At 66.0% G+C, this 15887-nt stretch carries 16 protein-coding genes; 5 read left to right on the forward strand and 11 right to left on the reverse strand.

Going from position 1 to position 15887, the window contains the following annotated elements; translation table 11 throughout:
* The first annotated feature begins 3 nt into the window (after positions 1 to 3).
* Positions 4 to 303, forward strand: a complete 300-nt coding sequence (locus ACLBYB_RS05180) for a hypothetical protein (RefSeq protein WP_447698106.1) — start codon at positions 4 to 6, stop codon at positions 301 to 303.
* A gap of 61 nt (positions 304 to 364) precedes the next feature.
* Here ACLBYB_RS05180 and ACLBYB_RS05185 read toward each other — a convergent pair whose 3' ends face one another.
* Positions 365 to 562 (reverse strand): hypothetical protein, encoded by a 198-nt coding sequence (locus ACLBYB_RS05185; protein WP_447698107.1) that lies wholly within the window; start codon positions 560 to 562, stop codon positions 365 to 367.
* Positions 563 to 2308: 1746 nt separating this feature from the next.
* Between ACLBYB_RS05185 and ACLBYB_RS05190 the strand changes: the two genes are divergently transcribed.
* The 4 genes from ACLBYB_RS05190 to ACLBYB_RS05205 all read left to right on the forward strand — a co-directional run bounded on the left by ACLBYB_RS05190 (position 2309) and on the right by ACLBYB_RS05205 (position 7437).
* Positions 2309 to 2500 (forward strand): hypothetical protein, encoded by a 192-nt coding sequence (locus tag ACLBYB_RS05190; protein ID WP_447698108.1) that lies wholly within the window; start codon positions 2309 to 2311, stop codon positions 2498 to 2500.
* Between the two features lie 308 nt (positions 2501 to 2808).
* Positions 2809 to 3711, forward strand: a complete 903-nt coding sequence (locus ACLBYB_RS05195; protein ID WP_447698109.1) for a methyltransferase domain-containing protein — start codon at positions 2809 to 2811, stop codon at positions 3709 to 3711.
* A gap of 70 nt (positions 3712 to 3781) precedes the next feature.
* Positions 3782 to 6796 carry a glycosyltransferase gene (locus ACLBYB_RS05200; protein ID WP_447698110.1) on the forward strand — a complete coding sequence of 1005 codons (3015 nt, stop codon included), beginning with the start codon at positions 3782 to 3784 and terminating at the stop codon, positions 6794 to 6796.
* 146 nt (positions 6797 to 6942) lie between these two features.
* The gene (locus tag ACLBYB_RS05205) at positions 6943 to 7437 is read left to right on the forward strand and encodes a hypothetical protein (protein WP_447698111.1); all 495 of its coding nucleotides are present in this window, start codon (positions 6943 to 6945) and stop codon (positions 7435 to 7437) included.
* Between the two features lie 733 nt (positions 7438 to 8170).
* Here ACLBYB_RS05205 and ACLBYB_RS05210 read toward each other — a convergent pair.
* The 10 genes from ACLBYB_RS05210 to ACLBYB_RS05255 all read right to left on the reverse strand — a co-directional run.
* Positions 8171 to 8509 carry a hypothetical protein gene (locus ACLBYB_RS05210; protein WP_447698112.1) on the reverse strand — a complete coding sequence of 113 codons (339 nt, stop codon included), beginning with the start codon at positions 8507 to 8509 and terminating at the stop codon, positions 8171 to 8173.
* Positions 8510 to 8614: 105 nt separating this feature from the next.
* Complete coding sequence (locus ACLBYB_RS05215) at positions 8615 to 9025, reverse strand: 3TM-type holin (protein WP_447698113.1); 411 nt, start codon at positions 9023 to 9025, stop codon at positions 8615 to 8617.
* A 2-nt stretch (positions 9026 to 9027) separates the two neighbouring features.
* Positions 9028 to 9642, reverse strand: a complete 615-nt coding sequence (locus ACLBYB_RS05220; RefSeq protein ID WP_447698114.1) for a lysozyme — start codon at positions 9640 to 9642, stop codon at positions 9028 to 9030.
* Between the two features lie 37 nt (positions 9643 to 9679).
* A complete protein-coding gene (locus tag ACLBYB_RS05225; RefSeq protein ID WP_447698115.1) occupies positions 9680 to 11497 on the reverse strand; it encodes a hypothetical protein in 1818 nt (605 codons plus the stop codon).
* 12 nt (positions 11498 to 11509) lie between these two features.
* Complete coding sequence (locus ACLBYB_RS05230) at positions 11510 to 11749, reverse strand: hypothetical protein (RefSeq protein WP_447698116.1); 240 nt, start codon at positions 11747 to 11749, stop codon at positions 11510 to 11512.
* A 2-nt stretch (positions 11750 to 11751) separates the two neighbouring features.
* Positions 11752 to 13104 carry a hypothetical protein gene (locus ACLBYB_RS05235; protein WP_447698117.1) on the reverse strand — a complete coding sequence of 451 codons (1353 nt, stop codon included), beginning with the start codon at positions 13102 to 13104 and terminating at the stop codon, positions 11752 to 11754.
* 21 nt (positions 13105 to 13125) lie between these two features.
* Complete coding sequence (locus ACLBYB_RS05240) at positions 13126 to 13707, reverse strand: hypothetical protein (RefSeq protein ID WP_447698118.1); 582 nt, start codon at positions 13705 to 13707, stop codon at positions 13126 to 13128.
* Positions 13704 to 14135, reverse strand: a complete 432-nt coding sequence (locus ACLBYB_RS05245) for a hypothetical protein (protein WP_447698119.1) — start codon at positions 14133 to 14135, stop codon at positions 13704 to 13706. The genes ACLBYB_RS05240 and ACLBYB_RS05245 overlap by 4 nt, the downstream gene beginning before the upstream one ends.
* Positions 14136 to 14158: 23 nt before the next feature.
* Positions 14159 to 14512 carry a hypothetical protein gene (locus tag ACLBYB_RS05250; protein WP_447698120.1) on the reverse strand — a complete coding sequence of 118 codons (354 nt, stop codon included), beginning with the start codon at positions 14510 to 14512 and terminating at the stop codon, positions 14159 to 14161.
* The coding region (locus ACLBYB_RS05255) for a hypothetical protein (protein ID WP_447698121.1) at positions 14509 to 15887 on the reverse strand (1379 nt) is incomplete at its 5' end. The genes ACLBYB_RS05250 and ACLBYB_RS05255, both read right to left, overlap by 4 nt.

The raw sequence follows: 15887 nt of genomic DNA on the forward strand, positions 1-15887 counted from the left end.
GCGATGAGGACAGGGATGCGCGTGCGCGGCGTCGATAGCCGAGAGCTTAGGCACTGGTTCTACGACAGCCGACTAATGGTCTTCGGCTTCTGCTTGACGGCGTTCGTCGCGATCTTCTGGCAGGTCAGCCGGTTCGAGGGCTTTCAGCCGATCTTCTCCTGCGCCCGCACGACGGACGTCGATCGTCAATTGTTGCGCCTAGGAATGGATGCCTGCATGGGCAACGCGCGCACCCAGTCGGATCGCGAGGGATGCATGCGCACCGTCCATCTGCTCGCTTGCATGAAGGAGCGCTGGCGCTGATCGACTGCGGCCGCGGCCGCGGCGCGAGAACCCGCAGCGGAGTTGCAGCGGACGCGATCACCTACAGCAGACCGCTCGACGCGCCCCCGTTCAGCGAGCGGCTGGCGCGCGCGACCAGCTTCGCGAAGGCCAGAGCCGCCGCCGAGGCCTGCGTCCGGGAGGGAAACGACCGGTCGGATTCGGCCACCGTCATCTCGGTCTCGTCGAGCAGCAACCAGGTCCAGAGATGCTGTCCGGTGGCTTGGATCCTGAAATGCATCGCGAACTCGCAGGCTGAGGCATCGTGCGATCATGCCCGGCGGAAAGTCGCGCCGTGTTAAAGGGTTGCGCCGCGCAACATCCTATGTCGGTGGGATCGCGTTCCATCCCCGATATCCCCGCCGATCACAGGCTGCGACGCTCGGCAGCAATCGATCGGAGACCCGTACGACGCGCTGAGCCGGCAACCCGATCGGCGCGAAGGCATCTTTTGATGAAGACAGCGACGGCGGATGTTGGTCGTAAGGCACCGTTGTCGCCGACCGCATCCACGGGGCCTCGAGCGCCCCGGGCGAGCAGCCTTCGGGCATGCGTTCGGCCGGAGATGCCGTCCGCCTCGCTCATGGATCAGATCGCCCCCGCTCGTCCCGGCCGCACCCGCAGGAGGCCTCATCCGGCACTTGTCGTGGCGTCTGTCGCCCTCGCCATCGGCCTCTGGTTCGTCATCTACGCGGTGGCCGAACGCGCCATCTGGTTCTGGTAAGGCGGGACACCCGGCCCCGTCCCGCCGGAGCTTCCCAGCCCTCGGGAGGTCGCGACGGGGCCGGCGCAAACCATCGCCTGTAAAGAAGCTCAGCGGCTGGACGACGCGCATGCCTCGAGTGCGCGGAGCGCCCACGGAACGAGTCGGGCTTTCCGCACGATCAGGTTTCTCGGAGAAAGTTCGCAGATTCTGGTGACTGCCAGCGCGCTGGCGCTCCCAAGGGGACCACGCCGCGCGTGATGCATCAACGGCTTAGGGCGAAGTGGGACCCGAAATCCGTCCACGGAATCATTGGGTTTTTTGCCCCTGAGGTCCCACCGGTTGGCGCCCTCCCCTGCCCGCGGTAGACAGCGCGATAGGGAAAGCCCCCCCGACCGTCTCCGAGCTGCGCGACGCCGCCGAGGTCACGAACAACGAGATCAACGCCGCGGTCGATGCCGTGATCGCCGGCCTCGCCGCCGAATCCTACCCGCTGGCGAAAGGCTGAACCCTCGACCTCGTCGAGACGCTCCGCACGAACACCCGCGCGGCCGAGGCGCTGACCACCGACAAGCCGGCCTGGAAGCGCGAGATGGTCCGGACCGCGATCCTGCTGCCGCACCGGGTGAAGGGGTAAGCGACGCAGAAGGGCCGCGACGCCTCGACGTGACGCGTCACGCGGCGGCGGACCTCGACCGGAGTCCACCAAATGCATGATGGCCTCGTCTTCCGCTCGCGCTACCCGGCGACCATGACCGACGATACCGACCCGATCTTGGAAGCGGTCGCGCGCTACGGGCCGCCGGCGTCGCGGTGGACCCGATCGGCGAAGAGCTCGAGCGCTGGCAGATCGGGGACCTGGTCTTCTCGGACGCGGACCTGTGGCGCCTGGCAGCAAGCCGCGGGCTGGTCGAGGACGGCGATGCGCGTTAGCCCGGCGCCGTGCGGAAGGTCGCATCGCCTTGAGGCGCCCGGCGGCGCCAGGATATCCGCCCGCGCGTATTGGCTGCGCTGACGTCCGAACCGTCCACCGCCGCCGCGACCGCGGAGCGCGCCGGGATCCCCGGCCGGGAGCGCGGCATGCACGCCGCGCGCGCTGATGCGCATGGAGGCTGATGGCCTTGCGGTCGGCGAGCTGCGCCGGAACGTCACCCGATGGCGGACAGCCGGATCTGCGTCCCCTCAGACGCGGCGACCGGCAACTGAGCCACGCTGTCGATCCTCATCGCCTGGAGCTTGGCCAGCGAGGGCCGACCGATACCTCAGACCTCGGCGACCCTCGACGTGCCCCACAGCAGCGTGCTGGTGCGCGACCTGAAGAACCCGGGCGACAAGATCGGCAACGACGTGTGGTGCGAACTGTTGCAGGAGGCGCTGGCGATCATCGAGGCCATGTGCCGCATCGAGGTGCGGATCTTCCCCTGCTCCACCGACGCGATCTCGTTCAGCAGGCTCCGGAATCGGTTCTGCCGTTGACATTGAATTCCGTCAAGCTCAAGACACAACCAGAACGCGACACGCGATCTTTTTGTACAATTTCTTACGTATCGAATCGCACAAACCCGGGATGGTCAGGCTACATGAAAACCATTTTTCGCTTCTATCTCGATCAGGACTGATTTTCTTGAAAAATCCTGGCCGAATTTATCGACCCCAATTCCTTATAAGCCGTCGTTCAGAGCCATACGATATGTTTTCTACGAGTGTTTTGATGGAAAATTAGAATATACAAAGCGTATTGATCAGTCTTAATATCGATGGTGTAAAGTTCGGAGTCGGACTCAATGAAGATCATAAATGGAAATATCAACCTCCTGAAAATTCTCGAGTCCGATCCGAGTCTGAACATCAACGGGATAGAAGACTTTGCAGCTCGCTACGACGAGCTCGCCGTGAAATTTCACCGCCACTTCGATGACAGCTTGCAAGAAAGCGGCATCCAAAACGCGATGTACCATAAGTGGAGGTATATCGAGCTCTGCAAAGAAGGCTTATCCGGTACGGTAATCGACATCGGAAACGACAAGCCATTCCTTTCATATTATCTACATCAATTAAATTTACAGGCAAATATTATAACTGTCTCGTATGAAATACCGCAGACGCCGTATGATTTATATATGGTCGACATTGAATCTGAAGCGCTACCAGTCCAGACGGGCGCAGCCGATAAGGCATTGCTCGCAGAAGTACTGGAACATTTGTGGAGAGATCCAGCTCATACAATGTATGAAATAAATCGCTCGCTCAAGATCGGGGGCGAGCTCTATTTGACAACACCAAATGCTTGCGAATTCCATGCCATCGTCTGCGCAGTGTGGCAAGCAAACCCGAATCAGCGAAGCCAGTTCTATAGATCCTTGGAGTCCGGCCACGTACATATCTGGTCATCGACAGATCTGAGGACGTTGCTCGAGTCAGCTGGATTCAGGATCGATACCCTGACGTCGTTCGACGCCTACAAATACACGTCACGAGAGGGCGTTCTTTGGGAAACCATTCGGAACGTGTCCCCAACGCCAGATTTGTTGGGTGAATCGCTGCTTTGCAGAGCGACCAAGATCGAAGCGATCGCCGCCCCAATGTATCCGAAATCGCTTTTTCCTGAGGGAAAAGGGACCTGTTTCGAGGGTGCTTTACGGTCTTTTTGTTTAGAAAAATTGGCCGATCTCACATCGGCAGATTAGATCTGGTCAGAAAATTTCCAGCATTCAATAGCATCTGATCGTCAAACAACCGCCTTCGAACGAGCACCTGATGAAAAGCGCTGCCGTCACTATCGTTTCTCGGAATTACCTATCGTCTGCCCGCGTGTTGGCCCGAACATTTAAGCAGTCTCACCCGGAAGTCGATTTCTTCGTCTACATCTGCGATTCGAAAGAGGGCGTTGCGGCAACCGACGATTTCAGGATTATCGGGCTCGACGAAGTCGCAATCCCGAATGCGTCGTATTTCTTTTCTCAATACAATGTCATGGAAGCCAATACGGCAGTAAAGCCGTTTGTACTTGAGTATTTGTTGCAAGACCGAGGCTACGATAAAGTTGCGTATCTAGATCCCGACATCCAGATATTTCAACCCATGGATGAGGTTTGGTCAGCGCTCGACGAATCTTTTATCGTACTAACGCCACACTTGCGCCGCCCGTTCCAAGATGATCGCACGCCGACCGAACTGCAAATCTTACAGAGCGGCACGTATAACCTGGGCTTCGTCGCCCTATCGCGCGGCCACGAGGCAACACGCTTTGTTCGGTGGTGGCAGGATCGGCTCTATCGGGAATGCATTGTCGATATTCCACGTGGATTGTTCGTTGATCAAAAATGGGTCGACCTAATACCGGGCTATTTCCGGAATGTGCATATCCTCCATAGCCCGACCTATAACGTTGCATACTGGAATTTGCACGAGCGAGAAATAATCCTTCGCGACGGGACATATTACATCGAAGGACGACCGCTGGTCTTCTTTCACTTCAGCGGTTATTCCCCATTTCAGCCCGATCAATTAAGTAAGCATCAGAACCGTCACGACCTGAGTGAAACAAAGGTCGTAAAAATGATATGCGATGATTACGGGAGCTTGCTTATCGAGGCTGGGTTCATTGAACAGAGCAGGACACCCTACGCATATTCTAAGCTCAACAATGGCATAAGTCTATCTTGGATCGTTCAGCGGATCGTTAGGAAGGCGCTGGATGAAGGTAACATCCCTCCCGATCCCTGGACGTCCGACGATGCCTTCGCCGACTGGCTCATGACTTCGCGGGTATATCCGGATGGACAGCGGTTCACGCCGCTGCAGCGTGAGTTGTTAGAAGCGCGAACTGACGTCGCAAACGCATTCCCAGCAGTTCACCGAGATTTTCGCGACAACGCTTTTTGGAACTGGGTCCGTAAATCCGGTCGTTCTGAGATGAATATCGGGACCATCCTTGATAGATGTTCTGAGGTATTGGATCCGCCAAATCTGGTCGCGGAATTGTTTTCTGTTATCAACCGCCGCGCCGATGTAATCTCATTTTACAAAGACTTTTGGTTTGACGACTCGGTGTTCGAAGAGCTTTGCGGCTGGATCGTCGAATACGGCATGGAAGAAGAGGGGTTATCCCTCGATCACGCGTCGGCGTTACGGACTGCCAAAGATGGTATCTCTCGCATCATCCGCCTCTACTTGCGACGGACTGATTTACAATCCGCCCTGGGTACTATCGGCGATAGCGATGGCTTGTCGAGGTATGTCGATTGGCTTCAGCGCAATGCGATCACCAACAATGTAACATCAGATGAAATCGAGTTATTCCGTCAATTTGCTATACAAAATCCGGAATACATAGCTAGAATTTGTGCGCTTTACCGAATTATTGGCAAGGACCCGCAGAATGCGACGCCGAATGCATGGTCTGTCGCATCGTCTCGCTCGAACACGTCATCAAGCGAGCTAGTCGCTTTGCAAAACTGGCTCTTGGCCGGGGGAATTCACCCCGGGGAGCAGCTCCGAGCGTACCTCACGACGCGCTTAGCCCGCGGTTTCCGCGCACCGTTGGCACATGAGGAGGTCAAGACCTGTCTGTCGGCGTTTCGAAGTCAGGCATATAAATTCATGAATGAAAGTGAGATCAGGGCATTCTATCTTCTCACGCAAAAAGCTCTTCCTGATCTCGATATCAAATCTTCATCGACTGTGAACGTCGCAGGTCATTTCGACGCGCCGACGGGGATGGGTGTCTCCGGAAATTCGATGCTGGTCACAATCGCGGCATCGCGATGGAGCTACGAGTCGCTGACGCTGCCTACGATTCATGATGAAGGATTGCCGTCAAAACGCGACAGGCCATTGGGTTGGGCTTCGAAAGATGCGCAGCTGTCGATTACTGTTGCCAATGCGGACACAACCGCCTTCGTGAAGCGGTTTGTCCCAGCAAGCTTTTCTGGGCAGAAAAAGATCGGATATTGGGTTTGGGAAGTAGATAAGGCTCCCGAAAACTTTCGAGCTGCCTCCAGAGAGTACGATTATATCTGGACACCGAGCAGTCATTCGGCCGACGCAATCCGCGCGGTCGTCGATGTGCCAGTTCGCGTCCTACCCCACGTGATCGATATAACTTCGCTATCGCACTATAAGTCAAATCGCGATCTCTTCAGTATCCCAAAGGGCGTAACGTCTTTCTATTTTGCATTTGATGCAAAGAGTGTCCTTTACAGGAAAAATCCTGGTGCTGCCTTAAACGCGTTTAGACGTGCATTCGGTGCACGGTCAGATGTGCATCTCATCATCAAAGTCACCGGCGCCGAGGTGATGAACCTCGATTATCAGCGCTTCAAATCCGACGCGGCTCGGTATCAGAACGTTTCTATTATCGAAGGCACGTTCACACGCGAAAAATCTTTCACTCTCCTAGCGAGCACAGATGTTTATATCTCGCTGCATCGCGCCGAAGGCTTTGGTCTGACGTGTGCCGAGGCTATGGCGATGCAGAAGCCTGTTGTAGCGAGCTCATACTCGGGCAACATGGACTATATGGAAGGTTACCCCGGACTGGTGTCTGGAGAAATTACCACATCGCAAGAAAAATATGGTCCTTACTCTGCCGGCTGCAGCTGGTTCGAAGCGGACATCGATCAGGCGGCGTCGATAATGACATCCTTCCTCGACACCAAGGTACGTCGCAACGCTGTGAAACTCGGTATGGATCTGGTGCGCGATAAACTTTCACCAGCAGTTGTTGCGAGCCAGTTCGAGGCATTGATGGATGAAGCTCTCGCGAATTAAAGATGCTGAGTCAATCACCTGTGGCAGAGGGAGGTTATATGAGGTGCGCTCTTGTTCAGTATGCCTCGGGCGAGCACCACCGACATTTGCTCTCTCTGACGCGGTCGATACATGAAAGGTACTGCGATAAATTCAAGATAGATTATTTGTGCGATCATCAGCTCTTGGCGGACGATCGTTCAGAGCATTGGCGGAAAATTGGCCTGCTTCGGGAGGTCGCTCGCCAAGGTTATGATAAATTTATGTGGTTAGATACCGACTGTGTGATTGTAGATCACGATTTTAACGTCATGAATGCCATCGGGTTTGGTGTTGGAGCTTGTGAATGTTTCGACTCGCCAATAATAGAGCGTCATTTGAATACCGGCGTTCTTATGTTCGCCAATTCTTTAGATGTGCGGGCATTTCTTGATGAGTGGGATGTCACGCCCCGCGTTGGAAATGTGTGGCAAGATCAATCTGCGTTTATCAAACTCATGTCCGCACGCCCTAATAGAGATCTTCTGACTATATTGCCAAATCGCTTCAACTGTCTTGACGAGCATATGGAGGCAAGAGATCCCTTCATCCGCGCATTTCATGGTGACATCCACCGAGCGTCTAAGATGGAAATGCTGGTCAGAGAAATAAGTAAAACTTGAATATTATGGCTCTGCCGATATTCAATGCTGATATTTCATTTACAATTTGATACTTCGAGGGATGCGCGACTGGGTTTTTATGTTAGTCTGAGTATTGATCTTAATGGTCTCTCTGCTTCGATCTCATCGCTCCCCTTCGAGCGAATTGTGGCTTTGTTACGCGGCCGTGCTGGGATACGTGCGACGAAATATCTTCCTCTAGGACTCGACGCCTTTTGCCACCTAAGGTAATCTTCCTCTATGAGCGATAACTGCAGTCGAGATCTCGTATCACTCGAAGCGGCCGATGCTCGTGGGTCGATAGGAGCCCGACTAGGGTAATCGTACTCAAGCCATACTGCCCCGTCGCTGTAGAGCGTTGCATGCCTCCGTTCGGCCTGACCCTTCCGCTCCGAATCCTGACAGAAACCGAGGAATTGTGCGTGTTGGATGCCGCCGATCGGGTCATCGTGAGGATTCCGATCTGCGAAGACCGATACCGCCGTGAGGTTCTGAAGCGGTTGTCTCCGGCAGGCGGCGCGGAGGCTGCTAGGGTGATCCGACAGGCTCTGACAGACTCCACAGTCGACGGGCGCGGTTGGGATTGATGTCGGCGACAATTCCGTGCGGCGACCCCGTGGACGACACGGCAGCCCGTTACCAATAGACTTGCCCCCATAGCCAAGGATGCACAGCCCGTGTCTGCTCTGCGCGAGATCGCCTCTAGTCGCGCGCAGATGCCGACCCGCCTCGCTCACCGCCCCGCCAATCCGACCTTCGCCAGGACGATCCCCCCGAAGGCCAGCAGCGCCGCCGAGGCCAGCCCCCAGCCGATCTTGCGCAGATCCCGCACCTGCCCGGCGACCTCGGCCAGCCCCTTGGCGGCCTCCGCCTTCGCCCCGTCCACCGCCTTGTCGATCCGCCGCTCGATCTCGTCGCGGGCCACGAAGTGCTCGATGTCGCGCCGGTAGGCCACGCCCTCGAGCTTCTCGTCCATCCGGTCGAGCTTGCCCCCGAGCGCGTCCATCTGGCGGCCGGTCGCCTCCACGCGCTCGATCAGGCGCCCGATCCACTCGGGCAGGTGGTCGGCCATCGGTCCCCTCCCCTGGGCGCCGCGATCCGCCGCCCGGGCCCGCGAGCGGGCGCCACGGGGCGGGGGTACGGCGCCGTCCGTCACGGCCCTGGTCTCGCAGGGATCTCAGCCCTTCGGCCCGACCACCTGCGGCACGATCTTGTCGACGGACCGGGCCAGCATGTAGGCGCCGATCCCGACGGTGAGCAGCGACCACAGCTCGGCCGGCACGCCCTTGAGCGCGGCGACCACCTCCACCTGCAGCCCGATCATCGGCGCGACCACGCCGACCCAGGTGATCATCGCCAGCGCCCAGAGCACGGTGATCGGCCGGGCGTTGCGGGCGAGCGGGCTCTCCGAGCCGGCATCGGCCTTCATGACCTCGGCCATGGCCCGGCCGAGATCGGCCTGCTGCTCGATCAGCGCCCGCTGCAGCTCCAGCTGCACCTGCAGCCGCTGCCCCTCGTCGGGCAGCACCTTCTGCAGGATCGGACCGAGCGCGCCGAGCAGCGCCGGCAGGAGCGCGAGGAATCCCATCGTCAGGCACTCCGCTGCATGTTGTGGCGGATCGCGTCGCGCAGGCGCAACCACCAGGTCTCCGGCGCGACCGCCGGGGCGCTGGTCATCGGCGCCAGCGGGTCCGGGCGCGGCGGCGGGATCGGCACCGGTCCGTCCGGCGCGCGCACCGGCGCGGGATCGCCGCGGCGGGCGTAGACCGCGCCGTAGGCCGCGAGCGCCGCCTGGTCGCGCTCGGCTTGCCGGCGGGGCACGATGGCGGCCGGCCGGTCCCACATTAGGAAGGCCTCGACGGCCTGGGGCAGGTCGCCCGCGTTGGCCAGCCGCACGATGCTGGACTGCGCGAAACCCGGCGCGCCGACGTTGAAGCCGAGCGAGCAGCAGGCGTCGAAGAACGGCTGCGGCACCGGCTTGGCGAGGGCGGCGCGCACGGCGGCCACGGTCGGCGCGAGGTCGACGGCGAAGAGCGCGTCGGCCTCGGCCTGGGTCAGGACGAGGTCGGGCGTCACTCGGGGCGGACCGGCCGCGGCGGTGTGGCCGCGGCCGATCGTGAGCACGCCGACGCTGTCGCGGTAGGCGCGCAGCCGGCAGCCTTCGCGCGCCGCCAGGGCGGCGCGTCCGAGGGGCGAGAGATCCATGGGGGCTCCTGTCCGGCGGGCGCTTCCGGGGGGCGCTCTAGTTCGCGCATTCCAGGTCGCCGGTGAGCAGCGGCTGCGCGCTGGCGCCGGGCGTCGAGCCGTCCGCGTTGTAGATGTAGACGCTCGGGTCCGCGAAGCCGATCCGGCCCTGGACGCTCAGGCCGGTCGCCCGGTCGAACCCGGTCAGCACCGTGTCCTTGAACGGCGCGCAGGGCAGCGAGGCCCGGATGTAGCCGCTGCCGCCGGTGACCTTCATGTCCAGGCGGATGCCGAGGATCTCGCGGCCGTACCGGCGATAGTCGGCCGCCGCCGTGGCGCTGGTGGCCGCGCTCGTCCCGCGCGTCAGCTCCGGGGTGTAGCCGGTGCGGGCCTGGTTGACCGTGAAGCCGACATTGCCGATCGGGTAGCCCTGGTCGTCCGTGATGGTGATGCCCGCCCCGGCCTCGTAGACCGGGCCGGCCTCGCCGCTCTCGGTGTTGTACTTGGCCACGACGTTGCGGGTGCTGGGATGCGGCCCGCCGCGGGCGACGAGCCCGGCGGCCGCCGAGACCGTGCCGAAGCGGTTGGCCCGGGCGGACGAGGGCAGCCCCCAGAGGCCGCCGCGCAGCTCCAGGCCGTGCCCCACGCTGCCGATATGGTCGCCGCGGGTGAACAGGAACTCGTTGGTGTCGGCGTTGCCGATCTCGAACCCGGTCCCGGCCTGGGTCAGGGTCAGCACGTTCAGCCACTGGCTGGAATTGGTGTCGAGCCACGGCGAGCCGGGGCCGATGCGCACGCCCTGGGCGTCGACGCTGGCGGCGCCTTGCTGGGTGACGCGCAGGGTCCAGACGTTCTGCGACGTGTCGAGGAAGGAGGTGGCGGCGTTGCCGCAATTGCCGACCGTCACGGTGGCGCCGGTCGTGCCGCCGATCCGGGCGGCCGGCAGGCTCAGCACGTCGCCGAGCACGTAGTCGCGCCCGCCGGTCCTGATCGCGATCGCCGAGACCGCCCCGTCGGAGACGGTGACGTCGGCGGTCGCGCCGGCGCCCTCGGTCCCGCCGGCATTGCCCAGCGGCACGTCGGTGTAGGTGCCGTCCGTCCCGCCGGAGCCCGGCGTGAACGCCGCCCAGACCGTGCCGGTGAGCGGGCCGGTGACCAGCGGGCCCTTGGCCTCGTCGACGTCGATGTCGACGCCCGGCCCCGTGGTCTCGCGGACCAGCAGGTCGATGGTGGAGTATTTCAGCCCGCGCACGTAGAGGCCGGTGCGCGCGGTGCCGCCGCCGTTGAGCACGAGGCCGGAGATCCGCACGCCCGAGACCGGCGTCTGCGGCGCGGTGCTGCGCAGGTCGAGCATCAGCGCCCCGGCCCGGCCGGTCCAGCGCAGCTCCGTGCCCGAGCGGTCGAAGGCGCCGACGCCCTGGCCGACGATCGTGACGTGGGACAGGTTGGACGCGCGCAGGGGCGTCGCGCACCGGGCGATGCCGGGCGGCAGGGCCAGCGTGCCGCCGCCGCGGCCGGCCAGGTCGGCGAAGGCGGCGTTGAGCGCCGGGCAGACGTCGGCCGACTGCGTCCAGGGGCGGTTGTCGCCGGCGGCGGCGTAATCCTCGTAGGTCGCCACCACCGCGCGGAACTTGGCGAGCAGCGGGCTGGTCACCGGGTGCGCCAGGGCGCCGAGGGTGACCGCGCCGCCACCGGGCAGCGTCACGCTGAACCCGTCCGCCGGGCCCTGCGAGCCGGTGCCCCGCAGGATGAGGCTGTCGACGTTCGGCCGGTAGAGGTCCGGCGACGGGTAGCGCCGGGCCTGGTCGGCGTCGAAGGCCAGAGCGTGGCCGGAGAGGAGAGCGGCCAGGGCCGCGACCGCGGGGCGTCCGAGCATGGGCGGGGTTCCTTACGGGGCGGGGACGAAGACGATCATGTCCCGGTCGAGCCAGGGCTCGCCCGGCGCGAGGCCGTCGGGCGCGGTCGGGAGCCGGGCGCGCGCGGCCCGGAACAGGGCGCCGGGCTGCGCCTGGAGGAGCGCCAGGACGAGGGCCGGGCTCATCAGGGCGTCGGCGTCGAGGCCGGCCTCGGCCTGCGCGCGGGTGGCCAGCGGGCGCGGGGTCGCGGGCGGGATCGCGGGCGCGGGCATGGTCAGTTCCCCTCGTAGGCGAAGATGTCGCCGGCGGTGCCGTTGACCCAGACCGCCTGGGCGTTGGCGCAGGCGAAGGAACCGGCCTCGCCGGGGGCGAGCGGGTAGCCGTTGCCGGCGCCGTCGTACTGGGTGGTCACGCCGGCCGGCCCCACGGCGGCACTGTAGCCGGCGGCCGGGTTCTGCGGCGCGTTGGCCATGTGGGCCTTCACCACGAGGCCGTTGCGCAGCGCCGCGCTCGGGAGCTGGACCGGCGTGCCGGTGGTGACGATCCGGACCTGGCCGGTGACGATCCCGGCCGGGACCGGGGTGGCGACCAGCAGCGCGCCGTCGCCGTTGACGAGGATCGCCTGCTTGTGGCCGGCCGGGTCCAGGGCGGCGACCTGCAGCGGCGGGGTCGCGGGCGCCGTGCCCACGGCGCCGACGCCGGCGACCGGCTGCGTCGCCCCCGAGCCGTCGACCGCGAGGCGGCCGCTCGCCAGCGAGGCCGGCAGGCGGTCGCGCAATGCGGCGAGCAGCGCCTCCAGCCCCGAGGCCGCGATCAGCAGGCGCGTGAGCTTGGCGAGGATCGAGCCTGGGGCCGTGTCGGCACCGGGATCGGGATCCGCCGGCCTGCCCAGGGCCGCCGCGGCGGCGAGCAGGGCGGCGTTGGCCGTCGTCTGCAGCTCCGCGGTGGCGGCGCCGTCGGGCAGCGGGGCGAGCGGCGTGATCGCGGCCGCGGCGGGCGGGTCGATCCGCGTGCCCGCGGTGACGTTGAGCCAGAAGCCCGCCACCAGCGCGCCGGCGGCGTTGTCGGTGACCACGAGGTGGTCGAGCACGTCGCCCGCCCCGAACCCGGTCCCGGCCTCCAGGGCCCGGTAGGTCGAGCGGGACACGACGGTCCCACCGTCGCTCTCCGGCCGCGCCCCGGCCCCGGGCGGCCGGGACGGCTTGCCGCCGATGTCGGTCCAGGTGATCGACCCCGCGCCGTTGTCGAGCCGCAGGTAGTAGGTGCCGCCGTTGTCGGTCCACAGCGTCTCGGCGCGCTGGGTGCCGAGCACCCGGAGGATGCTCTGCAGGAGCGCCTTGGCGTCGTCCTGCCGGGCGGCGGTCGCGGCCCCGTTCAGGCCGTCGTCCAGGACGCAGAGCAGCGGGTCGGCGGCGGCGTAGGGCGCCGTGTTGACCCGCAGGGTGAAGACCGGCCCGTCGAGCCGCGCGTAGCCCAGGGCCGGCAGGCCCGGGAAGTACAGGAGCTGCCCCGTCGGCAGGTGGAAGATCCCCTTGAGGAGCCGGATGTCGAAATCCGGCTCGCCCGAGAAGTCGACGCTCCGGTCGACCGGGTTGAAGCGATAGGCGACGGTCGCCGGGTTGCGCATGGTGCACCTTCGGAGCGGGTCTCAGAGCAGGAGGGCGAAGGCGGCGGCGCGGGTCTCCGCCAGCAGCAGGAACTCGGCGAGGTCCGCGCGCAGGGCCGCCTCGCGGGCGTCGGCGTAGGAGGCCACGTCGGGCACGCCGCCCATCTCGAGGGTGACGCCGCCCTCGCCGACCACGAGGTCGACGACCCGCGGCGCCGGGCCGGCGCAGCCGGTCGGCGAGAGGCCGAGCGCGTGGCTGGGCGAGAGGCTTGGCGTCAGGACGATCGGTCCGCGGGCGTAGGTCCGGCGGATGCCCGGGGCCGGGATCCGCACGAAGGCCCAGTCCAGGGGCGGACCGCAGGGCCCGGCGTCGCGGAAGCGGCCGGTCTCGGCCGGCGTGAACTGGCGCAGGAACGCCGTGTGCTCGGCGCTGGCCAGGACCTGCAGGCGGTCCGGCCCGGCCGCCGCCGTGGTGGCGACGACGCGCCCCAGGGTCAGCACGAAGACCTCGCCCGGGGCCATCTGCAGGGGCAGCCGGTTGCCGTCCGTCCCGCTGTACAGGTTGATGCGCAGGTCGAAGGTATCGCCCGGCACGAGGCCGAGGGTGGCGCAGGCGGCGTTCACGGGGCGGCTCCGTCGGGCGGGGTGGGATCGGGCGTGATCGCGACGGTCCCGCGGTCGAGCCAGGGCGTCGCGGCGTCCGGGGGCGGCGCGGTCGGCAGCAGCGCGCGCAGCCGCCCGGGCTCGGTCATCAGGTCGCGGAGGGCGGCCGCCGCGATGGCGCGGGCCTGGTCGAGGACGAGGCGCGCCACCGCCTGCACCATCGCGGTGGTGGCGACCCGCGGGCCGTCGTCGTCCGTGTCGGGGGTCTCGGCACTGGCCGCGCCGAGGCGGGGCGCCGCGAGCAGCGCCTCGACCCGGGCGGCGGCGGCCGCCACCGCCTCGTCGGCCGCGCCGAACGGATACCAGACCACGACCTCGACGAGGTGCGGCTCGAGGCTGGCCGCGACGGCGACCGCCTGCGGCGGGACGGGGCTCGGCCCTGCGACCATCTCGGGATTCCTCTCGCGCGCGCTCAGCAATCCGGCGCGATCGTGCCGACGAGGACCGGGACCGGCGTCCCGTCCGGCAGGATCAGGCGGATGCGGGTCGGCACCGGCCTGTCGGCGATCTCCAGCGCCGCCGCGCGCTCGGCCGGGACCGGGAAGGTCACGAAGCCCGTGCGCCGGTCCAGTTCGAGCGGTGGGGCCGAATCGGGCGTCCGCGTCTCCGCTCCCGCGTCCGGCCACTCGATCGTCCATTCGAGCGCGACGCCGGGGATCGGCAGGCGGCGCACCTCCAGGGTCCGGGGATCGCGGCCGTGCAGCCGGACGGCGAGGATCGGCACGCCGCCGCGGGGGAAGCGGAACGCGTGGCGGACCGGTCTCACGGCGTCACCGCCAACGTGCCGTTGTCGTTCCACGGCGCCCCCGGCCGCGGCGGCGGCGCCGTGGGCAGGCCGGCCATGAAGGCCGCGAACCCGTCCGCGAGGGTCGCGGCGGCCAGGTCCGGCAGGAGCGGGACCCGCCGGAACAGGGCGCCCCCGGCGGTGAAGGTCTCGGCGCCCGCCGGCGCGGCGCCGTCGACCCGGACGAACAGGCCGTCGCCGCCGTCGCCGGGATAGCGGCGGCCGAGCAGCGCGACGACCTGAACGGCCTCGGGGATCGCCGCGGCCTCCGCCTCGCCACGGGCCGCGAAGGTCAGCGTGCCCGGCGTCCCGGCCGCCTGCTCCAGGGCGCGCACCCGGGCGGCGAGCCCGGCGATCCCGTCGGCGATGCGCGCCTCCAGGCCGTCGGGCGGCGGCGCCCGCAGGAAGGCGCCGGTCACGTCCGCGCAGTCGAGGACCTCGATGTCGGTGACCGCGTCCGGCCCGAAGGTCGCGACGGCGGGCACGAGGAAGCGCGCCCGGGGCGGCGCCGCGACGGCCGCGCCGAGGCCGGGCGTGCGGGCGACCAGCGCCTCGCTCTCCTGCCGCCCGAAGGCCGCGGTCAGGGCCGGGAAGACCCGCAGCGGCACGACGTCGTCGAGCACCCGCAGGGACCAGTCGAGGAAGACCGCGCCGCACAGGATCGCGTCGCCGCTCGGGTCGGCCGGGTCGACGCGCCGCTGCACGACCCAGCGCAGGCGGTAGAGCCGCCCCGGCTCCAGGGGCTGCGCGGCCCGGCCGGCCGCGAGGCCCGCCCCCGCGACGCGCAGGACCGGGCCGTTCTCGGTGCCGGCGACGAGCGCGGCCGGGACCGGCGGCAGGGCCGCGCGCGGGCCCCCGAGCTCGGCGGCGCGGGCCACGAACGTGTAGCGCGCGGGCGCGTCGCCGGGGCGGCCCGGCGGCGCCACGAAGTCGAGCCGCTGCGCCGCCAGCGCGGCCGCGACCGATTCGGTCGCGTCCCGGACGGAGGCGACGGCCTCGACCAGCGCCGCCGCCTGGTCGGCCCGCGCGTCCTCGAGCGCCCGGGCCCCCTCGGCGCGGGCCCGCGCGAGGTCCGACGCCTCGGCCTTGCGGGCGAGCCGCGTCTCCAGGTCGGCCACGGCGTCCGTGAGCGCCCGCGCCTGCGCGGCGACGGCCGCGGCGCGGGTCTCCCGCTCCTCGGCATCGGCGCCCGTGCGCGCCCGCGTCTCGGATCGCAGGGCCGCGCGCAGCTCCTCCGCCAGCGCCGTCAGGCGGCCGGCGAGCCCGTCGGCCGCGGCCGCGAGGGCGGCGCCGCGGTCGTCCCGCTCCTGCGCGACGGCGGCGGCGCGGGCCTCGACCTCGCGGGCGTCGGCCGCGG

It is taken from the genome of Methylobacterium sp. D54C (assembly GCF_053345595.1).

Excerpts from the sequence above, each read along its gene's own strand:
- ACLBYB_RS05180 (WP_447698106.1), top strand. The coding sequence starts at position 4 with ATGAGGACAGGGATGCGCGTGCGCGGCGTCGATAGCCGAGAGCTTAGG.
- ACLBYB_RS05185 (WP_447698107.1), bottom strand. The coding sequence starts at position 562 with ATGCATTTCAGGATCCAAGCCACCGGACAGCATCTCTGGACCTGGTTG.
- ACLBYB_RS05195 (WP_447698109.1), top strand. The coding sequence starts at position 2,809 with ATGAAGATCATAAATGGAAATATCAACCTCCTGAAAATTCTCGAGTCC.
- ACLBYB_RS05200 (WP_447698110.1), top strand. The coding sequence starts at position 3,782 with ATGAAAAGCGCTGCCGTCACTATCGTTTCTCGGAATTACCTATCGTCT.
- ACLBYB_RS05210 (WP_447698112.1), bottom strand. The coding sequence starts at position 8,509 with ATGGCCGACCACCTGCCCGAGTGGATCGGGCGCCTGATCGAGCGCGTG.
- ACLBYB_RS05215 (WP_447698113.1), bottom strand. The coding sequence starts at position 9,025 with ATGGGATTCCTCGCGCTCCTGCCGGCGCTGCTCGGCGCGCTCGGTCCG.
- ACLBYB_RS05220 (WP_447698114.1), bottom strand. The coding sequence starts at position 9,642 with ATGGATCTCTCGCCCCTCGGACGCGCCGCCCTGGCGGCGCGCGAAGGC.
- ACLBYB_RS05225 (WP_447698115.1), bottom strand. The coding sequence starts at position 11,497 with ATGCTCGGACGCCCCGCGGTCGCGGCCCTGGCCGCTCTCCTCTCCGGC.
- ACLBYB_RS05230 (WP_447698116.1), bottom strand. The coding sequence starts at position 11,749 with ATGCCCGCGCCCGCGATCCCGCCCGCGACCCCGCGCCCGCTGGCCACC.
- ACLBYB_RS05235 (WP_447698117.1), bottom strand. The coding sequence starts at position 13,104 with ATGCGCAACCCGGCGACCGTCGCCTATCGCTTCAACCCGGTCGACCGG.
- ACLBYB_RS05245 (WP_447698119.1), bottom strand. The coding sequence starts at position 14,135 with ATGGTCGCAGGGCCGAGCCCCGTCCCGCCGCAGGCGGTCGCCGTCGCG.